This window comes from Qipengyuania benthica (assembly GCF_030717865.1).
Taxonomy (GTDB): domain Bacteria; phylum Pseudomonadota; class Alphaproteobacteria; order Sphingomonadales; family Sphingomonadaceae; genus Qipengyuania; species Qipengyuania benthica.
Genome location: NZ_JAVAIL010000002.1, coordinates 688219 through 705862, shown reverse-complemented (window position 1 = coordinate 705862; position 17644 = coordinate 688219). Strand labels below are relative to the sequence as shown.

The 17644-nt window shown below is 65.0% G+C and carries 17 protein-coding genes; 7 read left to right on the top strand and 10 right to left on the bottom strand.

All coding sequences use genetic code 11. From position 1 onward, the window contains the following. The gene (ligD, locus tag Q9K01_RS08650; RefSeq protein ID WP_305929806.1) at positions 1-2517 is read left to right on the top strand and encodes a DNA ligase D; all 2517 of its coding nucleotides are present in this window, start codon (positions 1-3) and stop codon (positions 2515-2517) included. Positions 2518-2528: 11 nt separating this feature from the next. Here the strand turns inward: ligD and Q9K01_RS08645 are convergent, their stop codons facing one another. From Q9K01_RS08645 to Q9K01_RS08630, 4 genes are read right to left on the bottom strand one after another with little or no spacing between them, the layout of a single operon-like run. Beyond that, the gene (locus tag Q9K01_RS08645) at positions 2529-2792 is read right to left on the bottom strand and encodes a DksA/TraR family C4-type zinc finger protein (protein WP_305929805.1); all 264 of its coding nucleotides are present in this window, start codon (positions 2790-2792) and stop codon (positions 2529-2531) included. Between the two features lie 48 nt (positions 2793-2840). Next, positions 2841-3578 carry a molybdopterin-binding protein gene (locus tag Q9K01_RS08640; RefSeq protein ID WP_422785303.1) on the bottom strand — a complete coding sequence of 246 codons (738 nt, stop codon included), beginning with the start codon at positions 3576-3578 and terminating at the stop codon, positions 2841-2843. Beyond that, a complete protein-coding gene (locus tag Q9K01_RS08635; protein WP_305929803.1) occupies positions 3568-4254 on the bottom strand; it encodes a cytochrome b/b6 domain-containing protein in 687 nt (228 codons plus the stop codon). Before Q9K01_RS08635 ends, Q9K01_RS08640 begins: the two co-directional genes overlap by 11 nt. Next, positions 4251-5024 carry an SDR family oxidoreductase gene (locus tag Q9K01_RS08630; RefSeq protein ID WP_305929802.1) on the bottom strand — a complete coding sequence of 258 codons (774 nt, stop codon included), beginning with the start codon at positions 5022-5024 and terminating at the stop codon, positions 4251-4253. Before Q9K01_RS08630 ends, Q9K01_RS08635 begins: the two co-directional genes overlap by 4 nt. 124 nt (positions 5025-5148) lie before the next feature. Here Q9K01_RS08630 and Q9K01_RS08625 point away from each other — a divergent pair, with 124 nt between their 5' ends. Beyond that, complete coding sequence (locus Q9K01_RS08625) at positions 5149-6378, top strand: APC family permease (protein WP_305929801.1); 1230 nt, start codon at positions 5149-5151, stop codon at positions 6376-6378. A 66-nt stretch (positions 6379-6444) separates the two neighbouring features. Here Q9K01_RS08625 and Q9K01_RS08620 read toward each other — a convergent pair whose 3' ends face one another. From Q9K01_RS08620 to rlmN, 3 genes are read right to left on the bottom strand one after another with little or no spacing between them, the layout of a single operon-like run. Then, on the bottom strand, positions 6445-7098 hold the full coding sequence (locus Q9K01_RS08620; RefSeq protein ID WP_305929800.1) for an MOSC domain-containing protein: 654 nt from the start codon (positions 7096-7098) through the stop codon (positions 6445-6447). Next, positions 7095-7685, bottom strand: a complete 591-nt coding sequence (locus Q9K01_RS08615; protein ID WP_305929799.1) for a class I SAM-dependent methyltransferase — start codon at positions 7683-7685, stop codon at positions 7095-7097. Before Q9K01_RS08615 ends, Q9K01_RS08620 begins: the two co-directional genes overlap by 4 nt. Further along, positions 7685-8923, bottom strand: coding sequence for a dual-specificity RNA methyltransferase RlmN (gene rlmN, locus Q9K01_RS08610; protein WP_305929798.1), 1239 nt, complete (start codon positions 8921-8923; stop codon positions 7685-7687). The genes Q9K01_RS08615 and rlmN overlap by 1 nt, the downstream gene beginning before the upstream one ends. 247 nt (positions 8924-9170) lie before the next feature. On the opposite strand from rlmN, the gene Q9K01_RS08605 reads away from it, so the two are divergent. Continuing rightward, positions 9171-9839 carry an outer membrane protein gene (locus Q9K01_RS08605; protein WP_305929797.1) on the top strand — a complete coding sequence of 223 codons (669 nt, stop codon included), beginning with the start codon at positions 9171-9173 and terminating at the stop codon, positions 9837-9839. Between the two features lie 66 nt (positions 9840-9905). On the opposite strand, the gene Q9K01_RS08600 is transcribed toward Q9K01_RS08605, so the two are convergent. Genes Q9K01_RS08600 through Q9K01_RS08590 form a run of 3 tightly spaced genes read right to left on the bottom strand, consistent with a single transcriptional unit; the run spans position 9906 to position 12771 of the window. After that, complete coding sequence (locus Q9K01_RS08600; RefSeq protein WP_305929796.1) at positions 9906-10394, bottom strand: invasion associated locus B family protein; 489 nt, start codon at positions 10392-10394, stop codon at positions 9906-9908. Beyond that, on the bottom strand, positions 10387-10866 hold the full coding sequence (locus Q9K01_RS08595) for a GreA/GreB family elongation factor (RefSeq protein ID WP_305929795.1): 480 nt from the start codon (positions 10864-10866) through the stop codon (positions 10387-10389). Before Q9K01_RS08595 ends, Q9K01_RS08600 begins: the two co-directional genes overlap by 8 nt. A 21-nt stretch (positions 10867-10887) precedes the next feature. Then, a complete protein-coding gene (locus Q9K01_RS08590; RefSeq protein WP_340324265.1) occupies positions 10888-12771 on the bottom strand; it encodes a lytic transglycosylase domain-containing protein in 1884 nt (627 codons plus the stop codon). A gap of 161 nt (positions 12772-12932) precedes the next feature. Between Q9K01_RS08590 and dapA the strand changes: the two genes are divergently transcribed. The 4 genes from dapA (at position 12933) to Q9K01_RS08570 (ending at position 17614) form a co-directional block, all read left to right on the top strand. Continuing rightward, on the top strand, positions 12933-13814 hold the full coding sequence (gene dapA, locus Q9K01_RS08585) for a 4-hydroxy-tetrahydrodipicolinate synthase (protein ID WP_305929793.1): 882 nt from the start codon (positions 12933-12935) through the stop codon (positions 13812-13814). 99 nt (positions 13815-13913) lie between these two features. Next, complete coding sequence (gene smpB, locus Q9K01_RS08580) at positions 13914-14396, top strand: SsrA-binding protein SmpB (protein ID WP_305929792.1); 483 nt, start codon at positions 13914-13916, stop codon at positions 14394-14396. 204 nt (positions 14397-14600) lie between these two features. Beyond that, positions 14601-15134, top strand: coding sequence for a DUF2062 domain-containing protein (locus Q9K01_RS08575; protein WP_305929791.1), 534 nt, complete (start codon positions 14601-14603; stop codon positions 15132-15134). Continuing rightward, positions 15134-17614: a hybrid sensor histidine kinase/response regulator gene (locus Q9K01_RS08570; RefSeq protein WP_422785304.1), complete on the top strand. Its 2481-nt coding sequence runs from the start codon at positions 15134-15136 to the stop codon at positions 17612-17614. The genes Q9K01_RS08575 and Q9K01_RS08570 overlap by 1 nt, the downstream gene beginning before the upstream one ends. The last annotated feature ends 30 nt before the right edge of the window (positions 17615-17644 follow it).

Sequence of the window (17644 nt, the reverse complement as noted above, 5' to 3'; positions counted from 1 at the left end):
ATGGCGCGCACCGATCCCCTCGCCACCTACAACGCCAAGCGCGACTTCGGGAAGACGCCCGAGCCTTCTGGCAAGGCGCAGAGCAGCTCGGGCGGCGATCTCTTCATCGTCCAGAAGCACGATGCGACGCGGCTGCACTGGGATTTGCGGCTGGAAGTGGACGGCGTGCTCAAGAGCTGGGCGGTCACCAAGGGGCCATCACCCGATCCCGACATCAAGCGGCTGGCGGTGCGCACGGAGGATCATCCGATGTCCTATGCCGAGTTCGAGGGGACCATTCCGAAGGAGGAATATGGCGGCGGGACGGTGATGCTGTGGGATCGCGGGACCTGGGCGCCGATCGCAGGCAAGAGCGCTTCGGATCTCGACAAGGGCCATCTCCACTTCTGTCTTGAGGGCGAGCGGATGAAGGGCGAATGGCTGCTGATCCGGCTGAAGAAGAAGCCCGGCGAGAAGCGCGAGAACTGGCTCCTGCGCAAGCTGCAGGACGACCATGCGCAGGAGGGCGATGCGTTGGTCCAGCGCGAACTGACCAGCGTGCTGACCGGTCGCTCGATGGCGGAGATCGCGGCGGACCGCAAAGGCGAGTACTCGCTGGCGGGCAAGAAGGACGATGCCTTTCTGGCGCAGATGGAAAAGGCCGCCTCGCGCAATGCGGGGAAGGCCAGGACCGCCAAACCCGCCAAACCCGCTCCGCTGCCCAATTTTCGCAAGCCGCAGCTCGCCACGCTGGTCGACGATGTGCCCACCGGCAATCGCTGGATGCACGAGATCAAGTTCGACGGCTATCGGGCGCTGGTCGCGGCGAAGGGCGAGGAGGTCCGGGTCTACACACGCAATGGCAAGGACTGGACCGACAAGTTCGCTCCGCTGGTCGAGAGCTTCGCCGCGCTCGATCTCCCGAGCTGCCTGATCGATGGCGAGATCGTCGCCACCGACGCGGATGGCAACCCCGATTTCTCATCACTGCAGAGCGTGCTCAAGCGCGGGCATGGGGCGCAGGGGAAGGGCGATGATCTGCTCTTCTACGCCTTCGATCTGCTCGAGGCCGAAGGGGAGGACCTGACCGACCTGCCGAATGTGGAGCGCAAGGAGCGGCTCGAAGCGCTGCTCGACCGTGCCGAGCCGCCGATCCATGTCGCCCAGCATGTCATCGGGGCGGGGGAGAAGCTCTACCGCGCGATGTGCGGCGCGAAGCAGGAAGGGATCATCTCCAAGACCATCGACGGCCGCTATGCTTCGCGCCGGTCGAAATCCTGGGTGAAGGTCAAATGCACGCGGCGGCAGGAGTTCGTCGTGATCGGCTGGAAGAAGTCGTCGGCCAAGGCGCGTCCCTTTTCGTCGCTGCTGCTGGCGCAGCATGAGGGTGACGAACTCGTCTACAAGGGCAACGTCGGCACCGGCTTCTCGCAGGACGACATGGAGGAACTGGCGGGCAAGCTGAAGCGGCTGGCCCGCAAGACACCGCCCGCCGAGGTCGACAAGGTATCGAGCCGCGGGGTCTCCTGGGTGACGCCGAAACTGGTCGCCGAGATCGCCTTCGCCGAATTCACCGCCGCGGGAAATGTCCGCCACGGCAGCTATCTCGGTCTGCGCACCGACAAGCCGGCCGAGGACGTCACCCCGGAGCTACCCGCCGATCCCCCGGCGCCCGCCGCCCAGGTCGCGATCAGCAGCCGCGAGCGGGTCGTTTTTCCCGAGAGCGGGCAGACCAAGGGGCAGCTCGCCGACTACTACGAGATGGTCGCCTCGATCATGCTGCCGTTCGCTGCGGAACGCCCGGTCAGCTTGGTGCGCTGCCCGCAGGGGCGAGCCAAGAAGTGCTTTTTTCAGAAGCACGACAGCGGCAGCTTCGGCGACGCGGTGCGCCACGTGCCGATCGTCGAAAAAGACGGCGGCAGCGAGGATTATCTGTTCGTCGAGGATGCGCGCGGGTTGCTGCAATGCGTCCAGATGGGAACGATCGAGTTCCACGGCTGGGGATCGCGCAGCGGCGATGTCGAGGCGCCCGACCGGATGGTGTTCGATCTCGATCCCGACGAGGGGCTCGATTTCGAAGACGTAAAGAGCGCGGCACGCGATATCCGCGACCGGCTCTCCGATCTGGGACTGGTGAGTTTCGCCATGCTCTCTGGTGGGAAGGGCGTGCATGTGGTGGTCCCGCTGACTCCGGGCCACGATTGGAACGCGCACAAGGATTTCAGCCGCCGGTTTGCCGAGGCGCTCAGCCTTGCCGAGCCCGAGCGCTTCACCGCGACGATGAGCAAGGCCAAGCGCAAGGGGAAGATCTTCATCGACTGGCTGCGCAACCAGCGCGGCAGCACGGCGGTGCTGCCCTATTCCGCCCGTGCGCGCAGCGGCGCACCGGTTGCGGCACCGATCGCGTGGAACGAGTTGAAGGCCTTGAAGGATGCGAAGCTGTTTTCGATCGACGATGGCAAGCGCCTGATCGACCGCGCCGCGAGCAAGAGCCTAGCGGGATGGGGCTTCGCCAGCCAGCGCCTGCCCGACCTCTGAGGCACGCGCGGCTAGCGCAGCTGGCTGTCCTTGCTGCCGCGGCGGTTGATCCCCGAGGCGCGCGCGCTGGAATCGAGCCCCGATTGACAGGCGACGCAGCGCTTGACGCCGGGCAGGGCCTCGCGCCGCCGCTCGGGAATCTCCTCGCCGCACTCGACGCAATAGCGCTCGCTCTCGCCCACCGGCATTCGCGACCGCGCCGCCTTGACCGCGTCCGAAATGGTGTCGTCGATCTGATCCTGAACCGCGCCATCGCGCGCCCAACCACCGGCCATGCCGCTTATCTCCTTCCGGCTTCAAGAGAACTACGCTGGCGGAGGCCGCTAGATCCCCGCGTACCACTGATAGCCGCGATCTTCCCAGTAGCCGCCTTCTCCGCCGCCGATGTCGTCGAGGCTCGCCACTGCCATGATCGCGGTAAGATATTTGGCGTGCTTGTAACCCAATTGCCGCTCGATCCGCATCCGCAAGGGGGCGCCGTTGCGGATCGGCAGCGGCTCGCCGTTGAGGCTGTGCGCTACGATCGTCTGCGGGTGGAAGGCGTCGATCAGATCGATGCTCTCGTAATACCGGTCCCCATTGAGTTCATCGGCACAGAGGAACAGGATGTATTTCGCCTCGGGGCGCAGACCGGCAGCCTCGAGCAGCAGCGACAATTGCGGCCCGGTCCATTGCCCGATCGCGCTCCACCCTTCGACGCAATCGTGGCGAGTGATCTGGGTGCGCTGGGGCAGCCGCCGGATGTTGTCGAGCGACAGCGCCATCGGGGTCTCGACCAGCCCGCCCACCGCCAGCCGCCACTCGGCAAAGCCTTGCGTGGCATGGGCTTGATAGGCCGGGCTTTGCGGATCTGTGGTGCCATTGCCGCGAAAGAAGGGCGAGATCTCGCCGGGCGCGAACTCCGGCGCCAGCGCTTCGCGGTCGCGCAGGAAGCGATGCGCGCCCAGGTGCCAGCGCTCGGCGGCGGAAAGCAGTTTCGCTCCCGGCCCGCTCTCGGCGAATTTGTTGCAGCCCGCCAGCAGCGCCGCGCCTGCGGCGACGAGGAAGTTCCTACGGCGCATCGGCTTCTCCATCTTTGCCTTTGCCGCCTGTGATCATGTCGCTGACCTGCCGCGCCGGTCCGGCCAGCATCACCATCACCACATGGACGACGAAGAAACCGAACAACGCGAAGGCGAAGATGAAATGAAGGCCGCGCGCGGATTGCCGGCCGCCCAGCAGATCGATCAGCCAGCCGAAGGTCGGTCCCAGACCCGGGCTGATCGCGATGCCGGTGAAGATCATCATCGGCAGGAAGAGGCCGAACACCAGCCCATAGGCGAGTTTCTGGAAGAAGTTGTACTTGCCCGCGCCGTGGTCGAAGTCGAGCCGGAGATGCGCGGCGATGTCGCGGCGGATGTTTCGCGGCTGCCATTCCTCCGCCGTGGTCGCGATGTCGCGCTTGAAATGGCGGTTCGCCAGCATCGCGACCCAGATGAACAGCAGCATCAGCGCGAAAGGCCAGACCGCCAGATTGTGCCAGTCGCGCGCCACCGCGAGGCTGTAGTATCCCGGGATCGTCATCCAGTCGGGAAAGCGCGGCACGGCCAGCCACGCCTCTTGCGGCATGAAGCCCGCTTCGCCCCAATAGAGCCAGGGGTGGGCATTGGAGATGGTGAGGCCCGACATGAACAGGATCACCACGAGGACGGCGCTGATCCAGTGCCAGATGCGCGTGGTCAGGGCGTGGCGTTTCATGCATTCTCTCCGCTGCGGACCTGTTCGCGGGCAAGATAGATGACGTCGCGGTGCTGATCGAGCAGGTGCTGCCCGCTGTCGACGAACAGCGTCTGCCCGCTTGCGAGCCACCCCTGCGCCAGGAACAGCGCTGCGTTGGCGATTTCGATCGGCGCGGTCTTGCGCTTCAGCAGGTTGAGCCGGTGGGAAATCTCGGTTTCCTCCTGCGCCTGATCGTGGCTGGCGAGGATGGCACCCGGGGCCAATCCATATACCCGGTCCTGCGCCCGCTGGCGCGCCTTGCTCAACATGGCGATCGTGGCGTCGAGCGCGTGCTTGCTCATCGTGTAGCTGAAGAAATCCGGATTCGGATTGCGGATCTTCTGGTCGGTCATCTGGATGACGCGGCGTCCCGCGTCAGCTCCGGGATGCGCGAGAAATGCCTGGGCCATGCGCGCGGGGGTACGGGCGTTTACCTCCATGGCGCGGCGGTTGATCTGCGGATCGAGTGCGCTGGCCTCGTCGGGCTCGAACACGCTTGCGCAATTGACCAGCACCCGCCAATCGTTCCGTCGCTCCGCCAACCGCCCGACCAGCGCCACCGAAGCATCGCCATCGGAGAGGTCACAGGTCACCGTCTCGGCGCTGGACAGATCGTCGGCCAGAGCTTGAGCCGCCTCGCGCGAGCGTCCGTAGTGGATGATCACGTGCCACCCGGCTTCGCCGAATGCGCGAGCGATCGCGGCACCGAGGCGTTTCGCTCCGCCGGTTATGAGAACCGCCGGGGGCATCAGTCGATGGATATGCTGTTGCAAAGCATGGCCGACCTTCAACCATCATCGATAGGCCATGCAAAGCTCTTTCTCGGAACGCCTGCGCGGATGTAGCGCTTTGATTGCAACGGGAGATGGAGCTATGGCGCTCGAACGCTCGATGGGGCTGGGCACCCTAACATTCTACGGAACCGGAACCATACTGGGCGCGGGCATCTTTGTGGTGGTCGGCGAAGTCGTAGGCGAGGCGGGCGTCCTTGCGCCGATCGCCTATCTACTTGCCGGACTGGTGGCCTTCACCACGGCGCTGTCGTTTGCGGAGATGGGGGCGCGGGTCCCCGATTCGGGCGGTCCGATGGAATATGCCGCGAAGGGGTTTGGCCGCGAATGGCTGTCCGGGGCGACCGGTTGGATGTTGATCGTGGCCAATCTGGTGTCCGCCGCCACGATCGTCACCGGCTTCGTCAGCTACCTCGATACCTTCATCGAGGTGCCCGGCTGGATGGCCAAGCTCGGGCTGGTGGTCGCGATCACCGGAGTGTCGATCGCGGGCATGAAGCAGAGCGCCTGGTTCATGACCGTGACGACGCTGATCGGCATGGCCACGCTGCTGTTCGTGCTGTGGGTGACGAAAGACTCTTTGATCGCCGCACCTGGAAAGATCGTTTCGGCGGACGGTCTGGGAACCGGAGCAGCGACGGGTATCTTCGCCGGCGCCTTCCTCGCCATCTACAGCTTCATCGGTTTCGGCGACATGGGTCAGACGGCGGAGGAGGTGAAGGACGTCAAGAAGACGCTGCCGCGCGCCATGATTACCTCGCTGATCATCGTCTTCGCGTTCTACATCGCCATCTCGCTGGCTCTGGTCGGGAGCGACGACATCGAGGGCATCGCCGATGCGCGGGCCCCGCTGGTCGAAGCGGTGACCCAGGAGGGCTGGCCGAAGTTGCCCGTCGCGATCGCCAGCCTGTTCGTCATCGTCAACGGTGCGCTGGCGCAGATCGTTGCGGCCAGTCGCATGATGATGGACATGGCGCGCGACGATCGCAGCGTCATGCCCAAGCAGATGGAACGGGTCAGCGACCGGACCAACACGCCGATCAGGGCAACGGTCGTGTCCGGCGCCGTGGTCCTCGCCCTCGCGCTGTTCTTCCCGCTTGAGACTTTGGCGAGCGGAACCAGCCTGGCGATCCTGCTGGTGTTCGTAGTGGTCAATGCGGCTCTATGGCGCCTTAAGCGCAAGTCACAGCCGGAGGATGTGCCCGATATGTGGTTGGCGGTGCCGATCCTGGGAACTGCCTTTTGCGCGCTGGCGGTGGTCGGACAGGTCGCCTTGTGGGTGCTGGGTATTGGAGGCGGAGGCGGCCACTAGGTGGTGGGCATGCGCGGACCGTAGATCGGCTGGTTCCGGGGCGGAGCGAGGGACGGATGAAACAGGCTAGGCCGAACTGGCCCTCGCTGCCTGGTTCCGCCAAGTCTCGCACAGCCGGTCCAGCGCCGCAATCTCGCACAGTTCGTCGGCGCTTGCCCGCTGCGAAGGATCGTAGAGCCCGGCGAAGAGCCGCGCGACGCTCCAATCCCGGTGCCCGGTCTCGACGCGCCGTATGCTATCCCCGGATCGCGCCTCGCCTTCTTCGACTACGCGGTAATACCAGCCGCAATTGTGGTTCGTAACGATGCGCTTCACCATGCCCTTGCGACCGAAGCGATGCTCGAGTTTCCAGCATGGCTGGCGCGGCTGGCTGACCTCGAGCAGCGCGGAGCCCAGCCGAAAGCGGTCGCCGATATGAACATCGGTTTCGATCATCCCGCTCGCGACGATGTTCTCGCCGAAAGGCGCGTCGCAGCCGAGCACTTCATGGCCGCCCAGCCATTCGCTCCAACCGGCGTAATGCTCGCGAGGATAGTGATGGACCGCCATATCGGGTCCGCCATGGTGCTTGGTGTCGGCAACCATGTCGCCCTCGAGCCCGAAGCTGCGGATCGCGATCGGACCTGCGACGGCGCGTTTGGCGATGGCGCTAAGCTCGGCGCCATTGAACGGCTGCGGCTGGCCGATGCAGAGCGCATGAACCGTGGCCGCGCGAGTCATGGTTTGCGGACCGTCAGCGCGCTCCAGTCGCGCACCACTCCATCGGCTCCTTCGCCGGTGTAAACCGTGGATTCCTCAATCGCGAACTCGGCGCCGCGATAGACTTCCTCCAGCCAATCGCCGGAGGGGAAATTGTGCAACCTGCCGTGGCGATCGCGTCCCTCGCCATTGCCGAGCTTGTAGTTGGCGAAATGCCATCCGCCGGGCCTGAGCGAGCGGTGGATGGCCGACAGCACCGATGGCATTGCGGCGCGCTCCACATGGATCAGGCAGGCGTGCGCCCAGACGGCGTCGTAGGCTTCTTGAGCGTCGAGCTCCTCGAACCGCATCAACCGCGCGCCGACGTCGAATCGCTCGTTGGCCTTCCCGACCATCGCCGGCGTCGCATCGGTGGCGTCGAGATCGAAGCCCCGCTCGCGAATCCGGGCGGAATCCCGGCCGCCGCCGCAACCCAGCTCGAGGATGCGTGCGCCCGATGGCAGGCGATCGAGAAAACGGTCGAGATGGCGGCTGGGCGCCTGGCCGAAACTCATCGTGTAACGCGGCGCCTGCTCCTGATAGAAAGCAAGGGTCGCGGCGTCGGCCATCAGGCGACCGCAGCCTCCGCCGCTTCGCGGTCGCGCTGCGCCCGGCTCTTCTTCTGGGCCGAGGTCTTGAGCTGACCGCAGGCGGCATCGATGTCGCGACCGCGGGGTGTGCGCACGGGTGCCGAAATACCAGCATCGAACACGATGCTGCTGAAGGAGCGGATCCGCTCGGGTGTGGAGCATTCGTAAGCGGAACCCGGCCAGGGATTGAACGGGATCAGATTGACCTTGGCGGGCAGATCGTATTCGCGCAGCAGGCGGACGAGCTCGTGCGCATCCGCGTCGCTGTCGTTCTTGTCCTTGAGCATCACATATTCGAAGGTGATCCGCCGCGCGTTGTTGGCGCTGGGATAATCGGCGCAGGCCTGGAGCAGCTCCTCGATGCCGTATTTGCGGTTGATCGGAACGATCTCGTCGCGCACTTCCTTGGTCACCGCGTGGAGCGAAACCGCGAGATTGACGCCGATCTCCTCGCCGCAGCGCGCCATCATCGGCACCACGCCGCTGGTCGACAGCGTGATGCGGCGCTTGGACAGCGCCAGCCCCTCGCCATCCATCACCAGTTGCAGCGCGTCGCGAACATTGTCGAAATTGTAGAGCGGCTCGCCCATTCCCATCATCACGATGTTGGTGAGCAGCCTGCCGTCAGCGCGATAATCGGCCTCGGTCTCCTCGCCCGCGAAATCCATCTTGCCCTTGGGCCATTCGCCCAGAGCATCGCGCGCGAGCATCACCTGGCCGACGATCTCGCCAGGGGTCAAATTGCGGACCAGGCGCATCGTTCCTGTGTGGCAGAAGGTGCAGTTGAGCGTGCAGCCGACCTGGCTCGAGACGCACAGCGTGCCGCGATCGGCATCGGGGATGAAGACCATCTCGAACTCGTGCCCGTCGCTGGTCTGCAGCAGCCACTTGCGCGTGCCGTCGCTCGAATGCTGCGCCTCGACGATCTGCGGGCGGCCGATCACGAAACGCTCGGTCAGCCAGGGGCGCATCGCCTTGGCAATGTCAGTCATCTTGGCGAAATCGGTAATGCCGCGATGATAGAGCCAGTGGAACAACTGCTTGGCGCGAAGCTTGGCCTGTTTCGGATCGAGTCCGGCGTCCTCCAGCAGCGCGCGAAGGCGGGGGCGTGGCAGTCCGAGCAGATCGATGCGGCCGTCCGCTCGCGGCGTGATGTCGCGCGAGGTCGGGACCGGATCGACCTGTCCTGGAATGGTCATGAGGGTCGTGTCTGTCATTGGAGGCCTTCATATAGGCGTGCGCGAGGATTTGCGAAAGGCTCGCCCGTGCCTCCCCGCGTCAGCTGCCCGATCGGGATCTCCGTTCCTCAAAACCGTCGAAATATTTGCACAGGTCGGCGCACGATAGTTACTGAAATGCAACAGATCCTTGTTGTTTCCTGTTCATGAAACTGCGCTGCCCATCTTCCCGTTGATCAGGTCCACGCGGCAGAACCCGCGGGTTTACGATAACGGAGTATATTCAATGAAATACGCAACAGTCCTTCTGGTCGCAGGTTCGGCTCTTTCGATTTCCGCCCCGGCGATGGCCCAGAGCGCGGTCGACGGCACGTTCACCGGCCCCCGCGTCGAGATTCTCGGCGGTTATGACAGCAGTTCCGCTGGCAGCTCGATCGACGACGATTCGAGCGTCGACAATGATCAGTCGATCGAGGGCGTCGTCTATGGCGGCGGCCTGGGTTACGACTTCAACGCCGGCGGCGTCGTGCTGGGCGTCGAAGGCGAATACACTGGCTCGACCGCCGATGTCGAGTTCCAGGATGGCGACTTCGAGGGTTTCGGTCTGGGCAATGTCGAGACCGGCCGCGACCTCTACATCGGCGCGCGGGTCGGCCTTCTCGCTCAGCCTGACCTGCTGGTCTATGCCAAGGGCGGCTACACCAACGCCAAGTACAACATCCGGTCGACCTTCGGCACGGAGACCTTCGATGAGGATATCGACGCCGACGGTTACCGCGTTGGTGCGGGCGTCGAATATGCGATGAACGAACGCAGCTTCGTGAAGCTGGAATATCGCTATTCGAACTACAGCGATGCCGAGATCGACTATGCCGGCGATGCGCCCGACACGGCGAATTTCGACATCGACACCGATCGTCATCAGGTCGTGGCCGGGGTCGGCTTCCGCTTCTGATCGAAAGAGGTGCAAGGATCGGCGGGTCGCAGCCTCGTGCTGCGGCTCGCCTTTTCTTTTTGGTTCCTAGCCGCGTCTTGCGCAGCCGACGGTCGCGGCATCCATCGCCGATGCCACGCCGCTCAACGCGTAGCTGTCGACGAAGCGGCGCCCGCGCGTGTCGGTAGCGGTCACCCTCATCTGCTTTGCCGATCGCAACGCCGCAGTGATAGCGGCATCCATCCGGCGATCGGCCCCCCAGGCGTTCACGCCGCCGCCGGTCAGTTCGAAGCGTTCGCTACCGATCTGCAACGTCGCCGCGCTGTCGACCCGCCTTGCGCGCGACAGACGGAAATGAACTTGGCCGCGGATCTCGCGCTGCGGCCAGGTGGCGATGCTCGCAAAGGCTTGCGCATCGCGGGAACCGGTGTTCGCGCGCGGGACGGCAATCGCATAGCAGCGTGGCCCCGCCTCGTCCCGGAAGGCGCCCCAGCCATCGAAAACGCCTAGGCTCTCCTTGGCCGCTAGCGGCAGGGCGATGGCGAGCAGAAGAACGAGGAAGCCCAGCCTAGCCATAGGCGATATCGATCACTTCCCATTCCTTCACCCCGCGCGGCAGGCGGACCGAGCGCAGATCGCCGACCGAAGCGCCCTTTAACGCGCGCGCCAGTGGCGAAGACCAGCCGATTAGTCCTTGGGCCGCATCCTGCTCATCGTCGCCGACCAGGGTCACGCATTTCTGTTCGTCGTCCTCATCCGCAAGCGTCACCGTCGCGCCGAAAAAGGCGCGCTGCTTGTCAGGCTGCTCGCTCGGATCGATGACGCGCGCCGCCTTCAACCGCCGCGCCAGATGCGCGAGCTCGCGGTCGATCTCGCGCATCCGCTTGCGGCCATAGATGTAATCACCATTCTCGCTGCGATCGCCATTGCCCGCCGCCCAGCTCACGATCTCGACGATCGCCGGGCGTTCGGTGCCCAGCAGATGATCGTAGCGCGCCTTGAGCGCCTGGTGCCCGAATGGCGTGATGGGGTTGGCGGGCGCGGGCATGGTGCGCCTCCCTAACGCATTCTAGCGGAGGAAGTCACTCACCGTCCGCGCCCGGCCATAGGGCGTCCGATCGGGATAGAGCTGTTCGTAGACCGCCGCGTTCTCGATCACCCGGTGGATGTAGTTCTTGGTTTCGAAGAACGGCACCTTCTCGATCCATTCGAGCCAGCCGATCGCGCCCGTGCGCGGGTCGCCATTGGCGCGGAGCCATTTGTTCACATTGCCCGGTCCGGCGTTGTAGGCGGCGAAGGCGAGCGGATAGCTGCCGTCGTAATAGGAGACGAGCCGCTCGATGTGGTTGCTGCCCAGCCGGATGTTGTAATTCGCGTCCTCGATCAGGTCGGCGCTCATGTAATTCATGCCCGCGCGACCGGCTTCCTCGCGGGCGGTGCCGGGCATCAGCTGCATCAGCCCGCGTGCACCGGCATGGCTGATCGCGTTCTGCGCGAACTGGCTTTCCTGGCGGGCGATCGCGTGGACGAGCGTGAAATTCGCTCCCTGGGGCAGCGTGAGCGTGGGGAAGCCCTGCGCCACGAAGCTGTCCACTCCGTCCGCCGCAGCCGCTTCGGTGACGTTGACGGCGAGGTCGCGGCGCCCGATCTCGCGAGCGAGCTCGGCCACCAATGCGTGTTCTTCGGGCGTATCGGCGGATTGGGCCAGCTCGCGATAGAACTGGATTCCCGTGCTCCACGGTGCGCCCTGAGCAACCTGACGGGTCGCTGCCACCAGCGGCGAGTTGGCGAATTCGCGGCGCTGCTCTTGGGTCGGCGTGGCGACGGCGACGCGCTGCAGCGGCGGTACCGGTCGTCCGAGCTTGTCGAGCGCCAACTGGCCGTAGAAGCGGTCGGGATATTGCGCCGCGAGGTTGAAATAGCGCTCGGCCTCCTGCGTCATTCCCGCGCGCGAAGCCGCGAGCCCGGCCCAGTAGAAGCCCTTGGAGCGGGTTTGCGGGGTCTTGGCCGCCGCACCGTAGCGATAGAACAGGGGGGCGGCGCGCGCACCGTCGCCGAGATCCCACAATGCGCTGGTACCGCCCAGCCACATCAGCGAGGTGTAATCGTCGCGCAGACGATAGGCGCCATCGCTGACGTCGTAGCCGGGGGCGAACAGATCGTCGACCGAGGCGGCTATCCGCGCTGCCTGATCGGATCCGGCGCCGCGCGCGACGCGCAGCATCTCGCCGATCATGGCCTCTCCATCGAAAGCGGGACGGGTGAAGGTCGGACGGCTGGTCAGCAGCGCCGCCGCCTGCGGAATCTGATCGCTCGTGCGATAGTGGCGGAGGAGATTGTAGACATAGCCCGGATCGGACCGCGCATCGTCGGGAACCGCGAGGCCGGCGGAGGAGGGCGTCTCGCCCTGGATCAGCGCCAGCCGCGCCATGGCCAGATCGCGCTGCGCCGGAGAGACGCGCAGGACGTGCCGCGCGGCCCCTTCGCTATCGCCCTGCCACAGCAGCGCGTTCATTCGCTCGTCGTGATCCTCGGCGGTGAAGCGGGCGCCGTAGAGGCCCTGCAGATAGGCTTCAGCGGTGCCGCTCATCGTGCCGCCGCGCCAGGCATCGCGCGCCACTCCGAAGGCTTCGGGGCGGTTCTGGGTCGCCAGCGCCAGCGCGTAGCGCGCCTTCGCGGCATTGGTCACCGGCGGATTGCGATCGAAGAAGGCGACCAGCGTTTCGGGACCGACCGGATCGCTGTCCAGCGCGGCTTCGGCGCGTTGCTGCAACCGGTCCTGCATGGGGAAGCCGGGATAGGTGGTGATGAAATTGGCATAAGTCGCGAACGGCAGGTTCTGCTGTTCGCGCAGATAGTTCCAGCGGTCGACCGCTTCGGCCATCCGGGTGGGCTGCATCGCGACCATGTTCGAGCGAGCGTCCTGCGCAATGTCCATGGACTGCGCAGCCAACGGTGGGGCCAGCGCGGTGCCGGCGAGGAGTGCGAAAGATGTAAGTGTTTTGTGACCCATGCTGGACATAATGCCTCTCGGCTCCTTATCAGGCGCTGAACGATTTACCTCCCAGCGCGCAAGAATTCTGCGTTCATGGGACCAATGCAGGACTTCCGTAAATGTTCTCTGGCTCGATACCGGCCCTGGTGACTCCTTTTCGCGACGGAACGTTCGACGAGGGCGCTTTCCGGCGGCTGGTCGACTGGCAGATCGACAATGGCAGCTCGGCTCTGGTGCCTTGCGGCACGACCGGCGAGGCCTCGACGCTGTCCAACGCCGAGCACCATCGCGTGGTCGAGGTCTGCATCGAGCAGGCCGCGGGCCGCGTGCCGGTGATCGCCGGCTGCGGCAGCAACGACACCAAGAACGCGCTCCTGCACATGCATTTTTCGAAGAAGGCCGGTGCCGCGGCGGCGCTGTGCGTGGCGCCCTATTACAACCGCCCCAGTCAGGCGGGTCTGATTGCGCACTTCAGCCATCTGGCGGAGAACTGCGATCTGCCGATCGTGCTCTACAATGTCCCGGCGCGAACGGTGACAGATATCGCACCCGAAACCACGATCGCGCTGGCGAACAGATATCCCGACAACATCATCGCCATCAAGGATGCCAGCGAGGATCTGAGCCGGGTTGCCGATCATCGCATGGGGATCGGCAAGGAATTCTGCCAGCTTTCGGGCAATGACGAACTGGCGTTGCCGTTCAATGCCGCGGGCGGGAAGGGCTGTATCTCGGTCACGGCCAATGTCGCGCCCGCCCTGTGCGCCGAGTTTCAGCAGGCCTGCGCGGACAATGATCTGGTCAAGGCGCGCCAATTGAACGACCGGCTCTATCCCTTGCATTACGCCATGTTCGAGGACAGCTCGCCCGCCCCGGTCAAATACGCGCTGTCGCGGGTTCACGGCTGGCTGACCGACGAGGTGCGCCTGCCGCTGTGCGCCTGCAGTCCCGAGGCGCGCAAGGCGGTCGACGCCGCGCTGGAGCACGCCGGGCTGGTGTAACATCCCGCCTCTGGGTCTTTCCGGCCAGAGCGCCCCCGGGGGCAACATCGCACCCGGCCCCTTTCCCTTTGCCATCCGCCGTCCTAAGTGGCCGTCATCATGGCCCGTCCCAAGCCCGCCACTTTCGACAAGCAGAAGACCGTCGCCGACAACCGGCGCGTGCGGTTCGACTATCACGTCGAGGACACGCTCGAAGCCGGACTGGCGCTGTCCGGTACCGAGGTGAAGGCGCTGCGCGCAGGCCAGGCCTCGATCAAGGAAAGCTATGCCGAGATCCGCGGCGGGCAGGTCTGGCTGGTCAACGCCAACATTCCCGAATACGCGCATGGCAACCGCGAGAACCACGAGCCCAAGCGCCCGCGCAAGCTGTTGCTGCACGAGCGCGAGATCGAACGCCTGTTCGGCGCGATCGAGCGCAAGGGCATGACGCTGGTGCCGCTGTCGGTCTATTTCAACTCGACCGGCCGCGCGAAGGTCGAGCTGGCGCTGGCCAAGGGAAAGCAGGCGCACGACAAGCGCCAGACGATCAAGGATCGCGATTGGCAGAGGGACAAGGCGCGCCTGATGCGCGACCGCGGCTAGCCGCTTCGCGTTGTACGCACAATCTGTGGGTTGAATTCACGCAGCCGACAGGCCCGTGCCCCTAATCACCCAAGCTCGGATGCTCTTCATGCCGCCAACCTTTTCAGCCCCCTTGCGTCGCGCCATTTGGCGGCACAATGCTGCGGCGAAGCGATGAGCAGTCGGCGATCCAAGACCTTTTTGGCGGACTTTCTCCGCAAGCATATGCCGACGCGCGAGCAGATGGCGCGCAACAAATATCTGCAGCCGATCGGTCACCGCTTCCTCAGCCCGGAGCTGTGGCGGTTCACCCGGCGCTCGGTACCGCGGGGGGTCGCGCTCGGCCTGTTTGCTGCATTCATCGTGCCGTTGGGGCAAATATTCCTCGCTGCGTTCCTCGCGCTGCCATCCCGGGCCAATGTGCCGCTCGCGGCAGCGGTCACCTTCGTGACGAATCCGTTCACCTTCCCTTTCTGGGTGCTGGTGGCCAATAAGGTCGGCGCCACCGTCCTCAATATCGACGCCGCGGTCGGCGTCGGGGCTGCGTCCGAAATTGCCCACGACCGGGGGCCTCTGGCGGAGCTCTTCGAGATGGCGGGCACTACCGCGTTCGGCTTCATCGTCTTGGCGGTCGTGGGCGCGGCCTTGGGTTATCTTATCGCCGGGTTCGTCTGGCGAAATCTGGTGATACGTCGGCGCAAAAAGCGGCTCGATTCTATGGATGGGACGATTGTCCGATCAAAGGCGGAGGACGCATGATGACCGCGAACGAGGACGGTCTTTTGCGCCTGCCCCCGATCCCGCTGCTCATCGGCCTGCTGATTGCCATGGTTCTGTCGGCCGGGTTGCTCTGGCTGATAGGGTCGAGCGGTCTAATCGCGACTGCCTACGCCGGGGGGCTGCTCACTCTCGTGCTGGGCCTGCTGTTGGCCGGTCGCTTGAAGGCCACACAGACCGTGATCGATCTCGCGCCGCCCGATTGGTCGGTGACCCATGCGGCGATCGAGAACAAGCGGACCGCCATTGCGATCACCGATCGTGCGAACCGGTTGACCTGTGCCAATTCCACCTACCGCCACTGGTTCGGTATGGACGCGGAGCCGCAGGCGCTGGCTCTGGACGAGCATGGGCGGGAGGCCGCCAACGCTGCCGCGCGGGCGGCATGGCGCGACGGTGTCGGCGAGGCCGAGGCGCTTCGTCTCGCTCATGGCGAACGGACTTTTCGCGTTGCGGTAGAGCGCAGCGGGCGCGGCGAGAACTATCTGATCTGGCGGTTCAACGAGATCGTCGAGCACCGCAGCTACGACGGGTTGGGGGAGCGCATTTCCGGGCCATTCGGCGCGACGATATCGCGCGCCGGGCTGGAGGTCGCTCTGGTCGCGCCCGATGGCGTCGTGATCGACCACACCCCGGGGCTGGCCGAGCGGACGACCGGCAATGCGGAACGCTCGCTCTCGGGGAAGGATTTCGTCCAGCTGCTTCGTTCCGACGACCGCGACCGGATATATTTCGCCCGCGAAGGGCAGCAGGGATCGCCGCAGACTCTGGTTCACATCCCGCTCGACGAGCCCGGCCGCAGGCAGGTGAGCGGTGCCGACGAGGCGCCGTCGCTGATGTTGTTGGTCGACAGCAGCGTGGGGGTCGGCGGCTCTTGGGAGGGCAGCGGGCGCGCGGCGGTTCCGCAGCTCGAAGCCTTGCTTTCGGCATTGCCGCTGGGGCTGGCGTTGACCGACCGCGACGGCCGCTTCCTGTTCGCCAATAAGGCGTTCTTGCGCGCTATCGATCGGGAAAAATCCGGTCTGCCCCAATTTCCCTCCGACCTTGTCGTCGCCGAAGACAAGGCGGCGATCTCCGACACCGTACGACGCTTTGCCAAGGGCGTCGCGGCGAGCGGCGACATGGCGGTGCGACTGGGGGGCGACAAGGAAGAGCCGGTGAGCATCGGGCTTGCCGGGGTGCGCGGGCTGGGCGATGCGGCGGTCCTCCTGTCCTTGTCCGACTCGACGGAAGAGAAGCGCCTGAGGCGCCAGGTCGCGCAGGCCACCAAGATGCAGGCGGTGGGTCAGCTGGCAGGCGGCGTGGCGCATGATTTCAACAATGTGCTCACTGCGATCATCGGCTATTGCGACCTTATGCTGCTGCGCCACACGCCGGGCGACAGCGATTACGACGACATCCAGCAGATCAAGGCCAATTCAAACCGCGCCGCCTCGCTCACTCGCCAGCTGCTCGCCTTCAGCCGCCAGCAGACGCTGCGCCCGGTGGTGTTGCAGATGCCCGACGTGGTCAGCGAGGTGAGCCAATTGCTCAAGCGGCTGATGGGCGGCAAGGTCGAGTTCTCCGTTCGCCACGATCGCGAACTGGGGCCCGTTCGCGCCGACCCGCAGCAACTCGAGCAGGTCATCATCAATCTCGCGGTGAACGCTCGGGATGCCATGCAGGCCTATGCCGAGCGTAAGGGTCAGCCCGATCTCAAGGGTAGGCTGACGCTGGCGACGCGGCACGTCTCGGCGCGCGACGTGCGCAAGATGGGCATCGATATCATGCCCGCCAACGACTACACCGTCCTCATCGTCCAGGACACCGGCGGGGGCATACCCGAGAACGTGATCAACAAGATCTTCGAGCCCTTCTTCACGACCAAGGAGCAGGGCAAGGGCACGGGGCTGGGGCTTTCGACCGTCTACGGCATCGTCAAGCAATCCAACGGTTTCATCTTTGCCGACAATGTTCCGGGTCCTGACGGATCGCCTGTGGGCGCGCGGTTCACTGTCTATCTGCCGGTCCATAAGGGCGAAATGCCGGCTCCGCGGCAGCGCGAGGAGGTGGACGATGCCAAGGCCAGCGACTGGTCGGGCGGAGGCAATCTGCTGCTGGTGGAAGACGAGGACATGGTTCGCGCTGTGGCCGAGCGCGCTTTGACCCGCGCGGGCTACTCGGTCACCTCTGCCGCCGATGGCGAGGCCGGGCTCGCGGCGGTGGCCAACAGCGGGATCGAATTCGACCTCATCGTCTCGGATGTCGTGATGCCGGCGATGGACGGCCCGGCGATGGCGCGCGCGGTTCGCAGGGTGAAACCCAAGATCCCCATCCTGTTCATGTCGGGCTATGCCGAGGAACAGCTGCGCAACGACATCGATATCGAGAATATGCACTTCATTCCCAAGCCGTTCAGCGTCCAGCAGATCAACGCGAAAGTCGCCGAGGTGCTGAGCGAACAGGGCCAATTCGAGAGCTGAACTTCCGCTCGGACCGAATTTTTACGTTCC

Excerpts from the sequence above, each read along its gene's own strand:
- ligD (WP_305929806.1), top strand. The coding sequence starts at position 1 with ATGGCGCGCACCGATCCCCTCGCCACCTACAACGCCAAGCGCGACTTC.
- Q9K01_RS08645 (WP_305929805.1), bottom strand. The coding sequence starts at position 2,792 with ATGGCCGGTGGTTGGGCGCGCGATGGCGCGGTTCAGGATCAGATCGAC.
- Q9K01_RS08640 (WP_422785303.1), bottom strand. The coding sequence starts at position 3,578 with ATGCGCCGTAGGAACTTCCTCGTCGCCGCAGGCGCGGCGCTGCTGGCG.
- Q9K01_RS08635 (WP_305929803.1), bottom strand. The coding sequence starts at position 4,254 with ATGAAACGCCACGCCCTGACCACGCGCATCTGGCACTGGATCAGCGCC.
- Q9K01_RS08630 (WP_305929802.1), bottom strand. The coding sequence starts at position 5,024 with ATGCCCCCGGCGGTTCTCATAACCGGCGGAGCGAAACGCCTCGGTGCC.
- Q9K01_RS08625 (WP_305929801.1), top strand. The coding sequence starts at position 5,149 with ATGGCGCTCGAACGCTCGATGGGGCTGGGCACCCTAACATTCTACGGA.
- Q9K01_RS08620 (WP_305929800.1), bottom strand. The coding sequence starts at position 7,098 with ATGACTCGCGCGGCCACGGTTCATGCGCTCTGCATCGGCCAGCCGCAG.
- Q9K01_RS08615 (WP_305929799.1), bottom strand. The coding sequence starts at position 7,685 with ATGGCCGACGCCGCGACCCTTGCTTTCTATCAGGAGCAGGCGCCGCGT.
- rlmN (WP_305929798.1), bottom strand. The coding sequence starts at position 8,923 with ATGACAGACACGACCCTCATGACCATTCCAGGACAGGTCGATCCGGTC.
- Q9K01_RS08605 (WP_305929797.1), top strand. The coding sequence starts at position 9,171 with ATGAAATACGCAACAGTCCTTCTGGTCGCAGGTTCGGCTCTTTCGATT.
- Q9K01_RS08600 (WP_305929796.1), bottom strand. The coding sequence starts at position 10,394 with ATGGCTAGGCTGGGCTTCCTCGTTCTTCTGCTCGCCATCGCCCTGCCG.
- Q9K01_RS08595 (WP_305929795.1), bottom strand. The coding sequence starts at position 10,866 with ATGCCCGCGCCCGCCAACCCCATCACGCCATTCGGGCACCAGGCGCTC.
- dapA (WP_305929793.1), top strand. The coding sequence starts at position 12,933 with ATGTTCTCTGGCTCGATACCGGCCCTGGTGACTCCTTTTCGCGACGGA.
- smpB (WP_305929792.1), top strand. The coding sequence starts at position 13,914 with ATGGCCCGTCCCAAGCCCGCCACTTTCGACAAGCAGAAGACCGTCGCC.
- Q9K01_RS08575 (WP_305929791.1), top strand. The coding sequence starts at position 14,601 with ATGCCGACGCGCGAGCAGATGGCGCGCAACAAATATCTGCAGCCGATC.
- Q9K01_RS08570 (WP_422785304.1), top strand. The coding sequence starts at position 15,134 with ATGACCGCGAACGAGGACGGTCTTTTGCGCCTGCCCCCGATCCCGCTG.